The organism is Streptomyces sp. A0958 (assembly GCF_004795035.1).
Lineage (GTDB): Bacteria > Actinomycetota > Actinomycetes > Streptomycetales > Streptomycetaceae > Streptomyces.
Window position 1 is genome coordinate 1 of sequence record NZ_SSBK01000069.1, and the last position, 10,633, is coordinate 10,633.

Below are 10,633 nucleotides of genomic sequence, written 5' to 3' on the forward strand. Positions count from 1 at the left end.
TGATCCACCTCGGCCTCACCCGAACCGACAACACCTGGCACCTCATCCCCGCCACCGCATAGCGAAAAGGGGCCGTCCGGCCTGCGGCCGGACAGCCCCCCAACAAGATTTTCAGCGGCCTTCTAGGCCGTCCGGGTGCAGAGCAGCGGGTTCCCGGCTGCCGCGTACAGCGGGCCGGTCAGCCCGCTGCTCCGTGGCGGACGGCCCACAGGGCCGCCTGGGTGCGGTCCGAGAGGTCCAGCTTCATCAGGATGTTCGAGACGTGGGTCTTGACGGTCTTCTCGGACAGGACCAGGGCCCGCGCGATCTCCCGGTTGGACCGGCCGTCGGCGATCAGGCCCAGGACCTCCCGCTCCCGTTCGGTGAGGGTGCTCCCCCGGCCGGAGCCCGAGCCCGGCTCGTCCTGGGCCAGCAGCGCCCCGGCCACCTCGGGCTGGAGCAGGACGTGTCCGGCGTGCACCGAGCGGATGGCGCCGGCCAGTGCGTCGGGGTCGACGTCCTTGTACACGTAGCCGGAGGCGCCGGCGCGCAGGGCGGGGACGACCGTGCGCTGTTCGGTGAAGCTGGTGACGATCAGCACCTTGGCCGGGTTGTCCAGCTCGCGGAGCCGGCGCAGGGCCTCGATGCCGTCGGTGCCGGGCATCTTGATGTCCATCAGCACCACGTCGGGCCGCAGCTCCTCGGTCCTGGCCACGCCCTCCGCGCCGTCGGACGCCTCGCCGACCACCTCGATGTCGTCCTGGACCTCCAGGAACGTGCGCAGACCGCGGCGGACCACCTGGTGGTCGTCCACCAGCAGCACCCTGATGATCCTGTCAGCCACCGGGTATCTCCATCTCGATCGTGGTGCCCTTGCCGGGCTCGGACTCGACGGTGAGCCGGCCGCCGACGCCGCTCGCCCGGTCACGCATGGATACCAGGCCCAGGTGCCGTCCCGCCTGGCGGGTGGCGGCGGGTTCGAAGCCCTGGCCGTCGTCGGTGATCCGCAGCACGGTGGTGCCGTCGCGGCGGGCGAGGGTGACGTCGACGTGTGCGGCGCCGGAGTGGCGCAGGGCGTTGTGCAGGGCCTCCTGGGAGACCCGCAGCAGCGCCTCCTCCTGGGTGGCGGGCAGGGCCCGTACGCCGGCGCCGGTGAAGGTGACCCGGGCGGTGTGGGCCCGGTCCAGGACCTGGATCTGGGTGCGGAGGGTGGCGACGAGGCCGTCCTCGTCCAGGCCGGCCGGGCGCAGCTCGACGACGGCGGCGCGCAGCTCGTCCACGGCCTCGGCGGCCAGGGCGGCGACCTGCTGGAGCTCGCCCTTGGCGCGGGCCGGGTCGCGGTCGACCAGGGTGGCGGCGGCCTGGGCGGTGAGGCGGAGGGAGAAGAGCTTCTGGCTGACCGCGTCGTGGAGCTCGTGGGCGAGGCGGGAGCGCTCCTCGGCGATGGTGAGCTCGCGGCTGCGCTCGTAGAGCCGGGCGTTGGTGAGGGCGATCGCGGCGTGCTGGGCGAGGGTCGACAGCAGTTCCTCGTCCTCGGCGGTGAAGCCGCAGCTGCCTTCGGGCTTGGGGCACCTCTTGTTGGCGAGGAAGAGCGCGCCGATGGTCTCGTCGCCGTCCCGGACGGGCAGGCCGAGGAAGTCGGACATGTCGGGGTGGGCGCTGGGCCAGCCCTCGAAGCGCGGGTCCTTGCGTACGTCGGCCAGCCGTTCGGGCTTCGCCCCGTGGAGCATCGCGGCGAGGATGCCGTGCTGCCGGGGCAGTGGGCCGATGGCCTTCCACTGTTCGTCGCTGACGCCGTCGACGACGAACTGGGCGAAGCCGCCGTGGTCGTCGGGGACCCCGAGGGCGGCGTATTCGGCGTCCAGGAGCTCCCGGGCCGAGGCGACGATCGTCTTCAGGACGTCCCGTACCTCCAGGTGGCGGCTCATGGCGAGCAGCGCGGCGCTCACGGCTGCGAGGCCCGACGGTGGGCGATGGCTCATGGCCTCACCGTACCGGCGGGCCCGGCCCCCCGTATCGGGCTGCGGGCGGCCCTGGCCGGGGCGGGAGGACTAGGTCCAGCGGCCCGGGGCGGGGCCGCGTGCCACCGTCCGCCGGACCGGTTCGGAACGTCACATTCCGCATTGCTGACGCAACACCTGGTGATTTCGTTACCCGCCCGATGTGAGGCCGCGCATAGGGCCCAGGTCACTTACGAAGCTGCCTAGTGGAGCGAAAAGGGTGATTTGGGTGGTGATGACCTGGGATGGAACCCAGCGAACGGCCTCGTAATCCACTACCCGGCTTCGTACGTCACACCTTTGCCACGGCATTTTGCGGCAGCTAAGAATTGCTCTCGTCCCCGACGGAGATGCGTAGTCGCTCCCGTCTTCGTCCTCCGTGAGGACCCCCGCGAATTCGAAGAGGTAAGCCTGTATGTCCGCGTCCCGCATCACCGGCCGTCTCCGCCGCCTGAACAAGACCCAGAAGCTCTCCGCCGCCGGCGTCTCCGCCGTCGCCGCCGCTGCACTCTCCTTGTCCCTGGTGCCCGGTCACGCCGCCGAGACCGAGACCGAGCCCCAGGCACTCTCCGCCGCTCCGGTGATCTTCGACTCCGCCGGCTCCAAGCAGGCGAAGACCATCCAGGACAGCGTCATCGAGCAGCACTCGACCGCCGAGAAGCTGGTCAAGGCCGCCGACGCCGCCAAGGCCAAGAAGGCCGCCGCGGTGAAGGAGAAGGCCGAGGCGAAGGCCAAGAAGGCCAAGCTGAAGAAGGCGAAGGCCAAGGCGCACGCCAAGGCCAAGGCCCGCAAGGCCGCCGCCTCGCGCGGCCACCAGGCCGCCGGCCGCTCGTCCGCCCGTACGCACCTCTTCGCCAACAACCTGGACGGCTGGATCAAGGAATCCCTGTCCATCATGAAGGCCAAGGGCATCCCGGGCACCTACGAGGGCCTGCACCGCAACATCATCCGTGAGTCCAGCGGCAACCCGAACGCCATCAACGACTGGGACATCAACGCGATCAACGGTGTGCCGTCGATCGGTCTGCTCCAGATCATCAAGCCGACGTTCGACTACTACCACGTCGCCGGCACCCCGCACACCCAGTACGACCCGGTCGCCAACATCACCGCGTCGGCCAACTACGCCGCCGACAAGTACGGCTCGATCGACAACGTCAACAGCGCGTACTGATCCGCAGCGATCCGTACGCCGACAGCACGACGCCGAAGGGCGGCACCCCGTGCGGGGTGCCGCCCTTCGGCGTGCGTACGGCTCGGCCTACTTGCGCATGACCTCGGGCTCGTGGCGGCGCAGCAACCGCGCGACCGCGAAGCCGCAGATGACGCCGAGGAACAGCAGCACCGCGATGTTGATCCCCCACTGGCCGGCCGTGTGCTCCCACAGCGGGTCCAGGTCCGTGGGGTTGTTCTGGTCCCACGGCGGCATGAGGTGGGCGAGGTCGAGCGTCGTGCCGGCGCCCGCGATGGCCCAGCGGGACGGCATCAGCCAGGCGAACTGCTCCAGGCCGGGCGATCCGTACACCTGGAAGAGGATGCCGGTGAAGACGACCTGGACGATCGCGAACATGACCAGCAGTGGCATGGTCTTCTCTGAGGTCTTCACCAGCGAGGAGATGACCAGGCCGAACATCATCGAGGTGAAGCCGAGCGCGATGATCGTCAGGCAGATCTCGACGGCCGGCGGCATGATCAGGCCCTCGGCCGGCAGGTCGCGGGTGGCGAAGCCGATGCCGCAGATGATGACGCCCTGGATCGCGGTGATCACACCGAGGACGATGACCTTGGACATCAGGTAGGCGGAGCGGGAGAGGCCGGTGGCCCGTTCCCGTTCGTAGATGACGCGTTCCTTGATCAGTTCGCGTACGGAGTTGGCCGCGGCCGAGAAGGTCATGCCGATCACCAGGATCAGCATGATCGTTCCGGCGTCGCTGTTGAACTTGTGCGGCGGCCTGGGCGGGGCGAGGCCGTAGTCCGACGGGATGACCACGCTGACGACGCCGAGCACCGCCGGCAGGATCACCATCAGGCCCATGAAGCCCTTGTCGGAGGCGATCACCGAGAGGTAGCGGCGCATCAGCGTCCACAGCTGTGTCCCCCAGCCCTGCGGCTTCGGCGGGCGCATCTGCTGCGGCGGCGGCATGTGCACGGACTGCACGGCGACGGCGTCGATGTCGGCGGCGTACATCTGGTAGTGCTGCGAACCGCGCCAGCGGCCCGCCCAGTCGTAGTCTCGGTAGTTCTCGAACGCCGAGAAGACGTCGGCCCAGCTGGTGTAGCCGAAGAAGTTCAGCGCCTCGTCCGGCGGGCCGAAGTAGGCCACGGCACCTCCCGGCGCCATCACCAGGAGCTTGTCGCAGATGGCCAGCTCGGCCACCGAGTGCGTGACGACGAGGACGGTGCGGCCGTCGTCGGCCAGGCCGCGCAGCAGTTGCATGACGTCGCGGTCCATGCCCGGGTCGAGGCCGGAGGTCGGCTCGTCCAGGAAGATCAGCGACGGCTTGGTGAGCAGCTCCAGCGCCACGGAGACGCGCTTGCGCTGGCCGCCGGAGAGCGAGGTGACCTTCTTGTCCTTGTGGACGTCGAGCTTGAGCTCGGCGAGGACTTCATGGATACGGGACTGGCGCTCGGCCTCGGTGGTGTCCGCGGGGAAGCGGAGCTTGGCCGCGTACTTGAGGGCGCGGGTGACGGTCAGTTCCTTGTGCAGGATGTCGTCCTGCGGGACCAGCCCGATGCGCTGGCGCAGCTCGGCGAACTGCTTGTAGAGGTTCCGGTTGTCGTAGAGGACGTCGCCCTGGTTGGCGGGCCGGTAGCCGGTGAGCGCCTTGAGCAGGGTGGACTTCCCCGAGCCGGACGGGCCGATGACCCCGATCAGCGACTTCTCCGGGACGCCGAACGAGACGTCCTTGAGGATCTGCTTGCCGCCGTCGACCGTCACCGTGAGGTGGCGGGCCGCGAAGGAGACCTCACCGGTGTCGACGAACTCTTCCAGCCGGTCGCCGACGAGCCGGAACGTCGAGTGGCCGACGCCGACGATGTCGTTCGGGCCGATGAGCGCCGAGCCGGACTTGGAGAGCGGCTGGCCGTTGACGTACGTGCCGTTGTGCGATCCGAGGTCGCGGATCTCGAAGCGGCCGTCCGGGGTCGCGTGGAATTCGGCGTGGTGCCGGGAGACCTGGAGGTCGGAGACGACCAGCTCGTTGTCCAGCGCACGGCCGATCCGCATCACCCGGTCGAGGGCCAGCTGGTGGAACGTGGTCGGGCTGCGGTCCCCGTACAGCGGTGCCGTCCCCGCGGGGCCGCCGGGGCCGGGGCCGGGCGGGCCCGGTGCCATGCCCTGCTGCTGCGGCACGTGGGGCTGCTGGGGCTGGGGCTGGGGCTGCTGCCAGGCCTGCTGCGGCTGGGCCGGCGGGGCCTGCTGCGGCTGGGCGGGCGCGGCGGCGCCCGCGGCGGCCTGCCCGCTGTACACGTCCGCGCCGCTGAAGCCGAGCCGGGGCCCGTCGGTGGCGTTGCCCAGGTTCACGGTGGAGCCGGCCGCGAGCTCCACCTGCTGGATGCGCCGGCCGTGCACGTAGGTACCGTTGGTGCTGCCGTGGTCCTCGATGAACCAACTGCGGCCGTTCCAGCTGATCGTGGCGTGCCGCCACGACACTCTGGCGTCGTCGATCGTCATGTCGCCCTGCGGATCACGTCCCAGGGTGTACGACCTGGACGGATCGAGCGTCCAGGTCCTGCCATTCAATTCCAGTACGAGTTCCGGCACTCCGCGCCCCACTAGTTGTCCCCCGTGTTACCCCCGTTGCAGGGAGTCTAGGGATGCTGAACATCGTGGGGAACTATTCCAGGACCGGTCCCCCGTACGAAAGCCGGGCGGCGCAGGGTGACCTCACCGAGACCTGCGCGGCGTGGCCGAAGGGACGGACCGGTACGTGCCGGGCGCGCTGTCCGGCACTCGGGACGGGGTGCCGGGGGTGGCGCGCCGACCGATACGGTGGGAGGCACCATGAGCGCATCGCAGCCCCTTGAGTCCTCCCCGTCTCCTGAGTCTCCCGTGTCACGGCAGGGACCGGACGTTCCGACCCTTCTCGTGAAGATCTTCGGGAAGGACCGGCCCGGGATCACCGCGGGCCTCTTCGACACCCTCGCCGCGTACTCGGTCGATGTCGTGGACATCGAGCAGGTCGTCACGCGTGGCCGCATCGTCCTGTGCGCGCTGGTCACCGCCCCCACCGCGGGCGGGACCACCGAGGGCGACCTGCGGGCCACCGTGCACAGCTGGGCCGATTCGCTGAAGCTCCAGGCCGAGATCATCTCGGGTACGGGCGACAACCGGCCGCGTGGTTACGGGCGTTCCCATGTCACGGTGCTCGGGCACCCGCTGACCGCGGAGTCGACCGCCGCCATAGCGGCCCGGATCACCTCGACCGGCGGGAACATCGACCGCATCTTCCGGCTGGCGAAGTATCCGGTCACCGCGGTCGAGTTCGCGGTGTCCGGTACGGGGACCGAGGAGCTGCGCACCGCGCTGGCGCCGGAGGCCGCGGGCATCGGCGTGGACGTGGCGGTCGTCTCGGCCGGGCTGAGCCGCCGGGCGCAGCGGCTGGTGGTGATGGACGTCGACTCGACGCTGATCCAGGACGAGGTCATCGAGCTCTTCGCGGCGCACGCCGGGTGCGAGGCCGAGGTCGCCGAGGTGACCGAGCGGGCGATGCGGGGCGAGCTGGACTTCGAGCAGTCGCTGCACGCCCGGGTGGCGCTGCTGGCGGGGCTCGACGTGTCGGTGGTGGACAAGGTCCGCTCCGAGGTGCGGCTGACGCCGGGGGCCCGGACGCTGATCCGTACGCTGAAGCGGCTCGGCTACCAAGTGGGCGTGGTCTCGGGCGGGTTCACGCAGGTGACCGACGATCTGAAGGAGCGCCTCGGGCTCGACTTCGCCTCTGCCAACACGCTGGAGGTGGTCGACGGGAAGCTCACGGGCCGGGTGACCGGGGACATCGTCGACCGGGCGGGCAAGGCCCGGCTGCTGCGGCGCTTCGCCTCCGAGGCGGGGGTGCCGCTGGCGCAGACGGTGGCGGTCGGCGACGGGGCCAATGACCTGGACATGCTGAACACGGCGGGGCTCGGGGTCGCCTTCAACGCCAAGCCGGTGGTCCGCGAGGCCGCGCACACGGCGGTGAACGTGCCGTTCCTGGACACCGTGCTGTATCTGCTCGGCATCACCCGCGAGGAGGTCGAGGCGGCCGACGGTCTGGTCGAGTAGGCCTCGGTCCCCCGCCGGAAGCATGGACAGGGCCCCGGTGCGCACCTTGCGGTGTGCGCCGGGGCCCTGTGCGTACGCGTGGCGGGTCAGTCGTTGGGGGTCCAGTAATCGGTGAGCCGGCCGACGCCGTGCTCCACGCTCTTCCAGGGGCCGGAGAACTCCACGACGGCGAAGGCCGCGGTCGGGAAGCCGCCGCGGGCCAGGCGGCCGAGCGCGTCGCCCTCGCTGCTGCCGGAGAGGGCGTCGGCGAGCGCGTGCATGCCGGGGTTGTGGCCGACGACCAGCAGGTTGGTGACGTCGTCCGGGGTCTCGTTGACCAGAGCGATCAGCTCGCCGAGCGAGGCCTCGTAGATCCGCTCCTCGTACGCGGTCTTCGGGCGCTGCGGCATCTCGTGCACGGCCAGCTTCCACGTCTCACGCGTTCGGACGGCGGTCGAGCAGAGGGCCAGATCGAAGACGATTCCCGAATCGGCGAGTTTGCGGCCCGCGACGGGGGCGTCCGTGCGGCCGCGCTCGGCGAGGGGCCGCTCGTGGTCGGACTCCTGCGACCATTCCGCCTTGGCATGCCTGAGAAGGACGATCCTGCGAGATGTATCGGCGCTCATACATCTCAGCTTCGCATGAAATGTGCCAGCTGGCGCAGGGTGTTGGAGTCTTCCTCCAGCCCCCGGCGCCGGGCGTCAGCGGACCAGCAGCTCCACGATTCGCTTGAGCAGTTGGCCGGTCGCCGAGTCGCCGGTGGCGGCGTGCGCCTGGCCCGGTCCGGCGATCAGGAGCAGCAGCGCGCCGAACGCGACGGCGGGCAGCGCGACGGCCCACCAGGGCAGCCGGACGTCGACGCTGTTCGCATCCGGGTGGGTGGACCGGGTGTCCGTACGGGCCGGCATGTCCGCCTCCGTGGGTGGTCGGTTCTGATACCCAGAACCTACGGACGCCAGGGCGCCGCTCCCATCCGGTGACCCACCCACTTCACCCTGACCCTGGCCCCCTAGGGGAGGGTGGTGCTGGCCCCACCATCGTCATCGGCCGGGCGTCACGGGGAGGCGATGGAGGCGATGACGCCGACGACGACCGTGATCAGCAGCATCGCCCCGAGAACGAGGAGCAGCTTCTTCTGACCGTTCTGGGGATTCGGATCGAGCACAGGTGACATGGCCCCAGTCTCGCATCTCAGGATTCGTCCTCGATCGTCCGGTCCCGGCCGGCGAGGATGCCGGCGGCCATCTGCGGCACCATGAGGGCCGCCATCAGCGCGATGGGCAGTCCCCAGCCGCCGCTGTGCTGGTAGAGGACGCCGACCAGGAGCGGTCCCGGGATCGAGATCAGGTAGCCGGTGGACTGGGCGAACGCGGACAGCCGGACCACTCCGGCGCCGCTGCGGGCCCGCATGCCGATCATGGTGAGGGCGAGCGGGAAGGCGCAGTTGGAGATGCCCAGGAGCAGCGCCCAGGCCCAGGCGCCGCCGGAGGGGGCCAGGTAGAGGCCCGCGTAGCCGGTGAGGCCGCAGGCGCCGAGGACGACGACGATCGGGCCCTGGTGCTTCATCCGGGCGGCGACGCGCGGGATCACGAAGGCGAGCGGGACGCCCATGGCCATGGTGAGCGCGAGCAGGACGCCCGCCGTGCCCGCGGAGACCCCGGCGTCGCGGAAGATCTGGGGCATCCAGCCCATGGTGATGTAGGCGGCGGTGGCCTGGAGGCCGAAGAAGCAGGCGAGGGCCCAGGCGGTGCGGCTGCGGGTGATCCGGAGGGTGGGGGCCTGCGGCTGCTGGGCCGCGGACTGCCCCTGGGCCGGCTGCGGCCCCTGGGCGGCCCGGTTCCGTACGAGCGGGAGCCAGGGCAGGATCGCGGCGGCCGCCAGCACCGCCCAGATGCCGAGGCCGGCCTTCCAGCTGCCGCCCATGGCGTCGGTCAGGGGCACGGTCACGGCGGCGGCGAGCGAGGTGCCGAGGGCCAGGGCCATGGAGTAGAGCCCGGTCATGGAGCCGACCCGGTCGGGGAACCAGCGCTTGACGATGACCGGCATCAGGACGTTGCTGACGGCGATGCCCATGAGGGCCAGGGCGCTGGCGGCGAGGAAGCCGGCCGTGCCGCCGATCAGGGGCCGGAGCACCAGGCCCGCGGTGATGGCGACCATGCCCGCGCAGACCACCGCGCCCGGTCCGAAGCGGCGGGCGAGCCGGGGGGCCATGACGCCGAAGACCGCGAAGCACAGCGGCGGTACGGAGGTGAGGACACCGGCGACGCTGCCGCTCATGTGCAGGCCGTCCCGTACCTCTTCGAGGAGGGCGCCGAGGCTGGTGATGGCGGGGCGGAGGTTGAGCGCGGTGAGGACGAGCCCGATGGCGACCAGGCGCAGGCTCCACGGCGAGGGGCCGGTCCGCGGGGCGGGGGCACCGGCGCGGGAGGCTGCCGGGGTGGCGGGGCGCAAAGTCGTCCCGGTCACGGTCTCGGGAGGGGTTTCGTCGTCAGGCATGAGGCCATCATAGAATCATGGGATGATTACTTGTCCATTCCTCTGATTCCCTGAGAAGATGCGGCACCCCGGGGCGCGGGAGACACCCACCCTCCGGGCCCGACCAAGGAGCACCATGACGCTGACCTCCCCGCGGCGTTCGGCACTCGCCGACCAGGTGATTGCCCAGCTGAGGAACCAGATCACCACGGGCGAGTGGCCCGTGGGTGCGCGCATCCCGACCGAGCCCGAACTGGTCGAGCAGCTGGGGGTGGCCCGTAACACCGTCCGCGAGGCGGTGCGCGCGCTCGCGCACAACGGCCTGCTCGACATCCGGCAGGGCTCGGGCACGTATGTGGTGGCCACCAGCGAGCTGGCCGGGGTGATGCACCGCCGGTTCGCCTCCGCCGACCCGCGCCACGTCGCGGAGCTGCGCTCGACGCTGGAGTCGTCGGCGGCGCGGCTGGCCGCCGTCCGGCGTACCGAGCGCGATCTGCATCAGCTGGACGCGCTCATGCGGCGTCGGGAGGAGACCTGGGCGGCGGGTGACGCCGAGGGGTTCGTGGCCGCCGACGCGACGCTCCACCTGGCCGTGGTCGCCGCCTCCCACAACGACGTGCTGACCGGCCTGTACGCCGATCTGGGTGATCTGCTGCGGGACTACCTGCGGGTCGACGTCGGCCGCGAGCTCCAGCCGGAGACCCCGATGGACCACGGGCGGCTGGTCGAGGCGATTCGCGCGGGTGACGCGGAGACGGCGGCGGCGGAGGCCGCGAGCCACGCGCTGGCCTGCCTGGCGGACCGAGTCTAGACCCAATACCAGTGACTTAGTGGTGCTGAGTGCGCGGTGCCTTGGCCGGTGGGCTGATCGGCGCAGTCTTGTAGTGCGGTGCAACGGTGACTGTGTCGGCGGGGTCTCGGGTGGGCTGGGGCCAGTGCC

Annotated in this window: 10 protein-coding genes; 3 read left to right on the forward strand and 7 right to left on the reverse strand. The window is 70.8% G+C overall.

From position 1 onward, the window contains the following. Nucleotides 1-178 precede the first annotated feature (178 nt). Together E6P78_RS31950 and E6P78_RS31955 are read right to left on the reverse strand one after the other, a co-directional pair. On the reverse strand, nucleotides 179-823 hold the full coding sequence (locus E6P78_RS31950; RefSeq protein ID WP_136207122.1) for a response regulator transcription factor: 645 nt from the start codon (nucleotides 821-823) through the stop codon (nucleotides 179-181). Then, complete coding sequence (locus tag E6P78_RS31955; protein WP_136207123.1) at nucleotides 816-1,961, reverse strand: GAF domain-containing sensor histidine kinase; 1,146 nt, start codon at nucleotides 1,959-1,961, stop codon at nucleotides 816-818. The genes E6P78_RS31950 and E6P78_RS31955 overlap by 8 nt, the downstream gene beginning before the upstream one ends. A gap of 433 nt (nucleotides 1,962-2,394) precedes the next feature. Here E6P78_RS31955 and E6P78_RS31960 point away from each other — a divergent pair, with 433 nt between their 5' ends. After that, nucleotides 2,395-3,153, forward strand: coding sequence for a transglycosylase SLT domain-containing protein (locus tag E6P78_RS31960; protein WP_136207124.1), 759 nt, complete (start codon nucleotides 2,395-2,397; stop codon nucleotides 3,151-3,153). An 87-nt stretch (nucleotides 3,154-3,240) separates the two neighbouring features. Here E6P78_RS31960 and E6P78_RS31965 read toward each other — a convergent pair whose 3' ends face one another. After that, the gene (locus E6P78_RS31965) at nucleotides 3,241-5,754 is read right to left on the reverse strand and encodes an FHA domain-containing protein (RefSeq protein WP_136207125.1); all 2,514 of its coding nucleotides are present in this window, start codon (nucleotides 5,752-5,754) and stop codon (nucleotides 3,241-3,243) included. Between the two features lie 228 nt (nucleotides 5,755-5,982). Here E6P78_RS31965 and serB point away from each other — a divergent pair, with 228 nt between their 5' ends. After that, nucleotides 5,983-7,239 (forward strand): phosphoserine phosphatase SerB, encoded by a 1,257-nt coding sequence (serB, locus tag E6P78_RS31970; RefSeq protein WP_136207126.1) that lies wholly within the window; start codon nucleotides 5,983-5,985, stop codon nucleotides 7,237-7,239. 86 nt (nucleotides 7,240-7,325) lie between these two features. Here serB and E6P78_RS31975 read toward each other — a convergent pair whose 3' ends face one another. From E6P78_RS31975 to E6P78_RS31985, 4 genes are all read right to left on the reverse strand, one after another. Then, nucleotides 7,326-7,844, reverse strand: a complete 519-nt coding sequence (locus E6P78_RS31975; protein ID WP_136207127.1) for a histidine phosphatase family protein — start codon at nucleotides 7,842-7,844, stop codon at nucleotides 7,326-7,328. 75 nt (nucleotides 7,845-7,919) lie between these two features. Beyond that, nucleotides 7,920-8,126, reverse strand: a complete 207-nt coding sequence (locus tag E6P78_RS31980; RefSeq protein ID WP_136207128.1) for a hypothetical protein — start codon at nucleotides 8,124-8,126, stop codon at nucleotides 7,920-7,922. A 146-nt stretch (nucleotides 8,127-8,272) separates the two neighbouring features. Beyond that, on the reverse strand, nucleotides 8,273-8,383 hold the full coding sequence (locus tag E6P78_RS33965; RefSeq protein ID WP_276607244.1) for an SGM_5486 family transporter-associated protein: 111 nt from the start codon (nucleotides 8,381-8,383) through the stop codon (nucleotides 8,273-8,275). 26 nt (nucleotides 8,384-8,409) lie between these two features. After that, nucleotides 8,410-9,714 carry a CynX/NimT family MFS transporter gene (locus E6P78_RS31985; RefSeq protein ID WP_136207129.1) on the reverse strand — a complete coding sequence of 435 codons (1,305 nt, stop codon included), beginning with the start codon at nucleotides 9,712-9,714 and terminating at the stop codon, nucleotides 8,410-8,412. Nucleotides 9,715-9,829: 115 nt separating this feature from the next. Between E6P78_RS31985 and E6P78_RS31990 the strand changes: the two genes are divergently transcribed. After that, nucleotides 9,830-10,504 (forward strand): FadR/GntR family transcriptional regulator, encoded by a 675-nt coding sequence (locus E6P78_RS31990; RefSeq protein ID WP_136207130.1) that lies wholly within the window; start codon nucleotides 9,830-9,832, stop codon nucleotides 10,502-10,504. The last annotated feature ends 129 nt before the right edge of the window (nucleotides 10,505-10,633 follow it).

Excerpts from the sequence above, each read along its gene's own strand:
- E6P78_RS31955 (WP_136207123.1), bottom strand. The coding sequence starts at position 1,961 with ATGAGCCATCGCCCACCGTCGGGCCTCGCAGCCGTGAGCGCCGCGCTG.
- E6P78_RS31960 (WP_136207124.1), top strand. The coding sequence starts at position 2,395 with ATGTCCGCGTCCCGCATCACCGGCCGTCTCCGCCGCCTGAACAAGACC.
- serB (WP_136207126.1), top strand. The coding sequence starts at position 5,983 with ATGAGCGCATCGCAGCCCCTTGAGTCCTCCCCGTCTCCTGAGTCTCCC.
- E6P78_RS31975 (WP_136207127.1), bottom strand. The coding sequence starts at position 7,844 with ATGAGCGCCGATACATCTCGCAGGATCGTCCTTCTCAGGCATGCCAAG.
- E6P78_RS31980 (WP_136207128.1), bottom strand. The coding sequence starts at position 8,126 with ATGCCGGCCCGTACGGACACCCGGTCCACCCACCCGGATGCGAACAGC.
- E6P78_RS31985 (WP_136207129.1), bottom strand. The coding sequence starts at position 9,714 with ATGCCTGACGACGAAACCCCTCCCGAGACCGTGACCGGGACGACTTTG.
- E6P78_RS31990 (WP_136207130.1), top strand. The coding sequence starts at position 9,830 with ATGACGCTGACCTCCCCGCGGCGTTCGGCACTCGCCGACCAGGTGATT.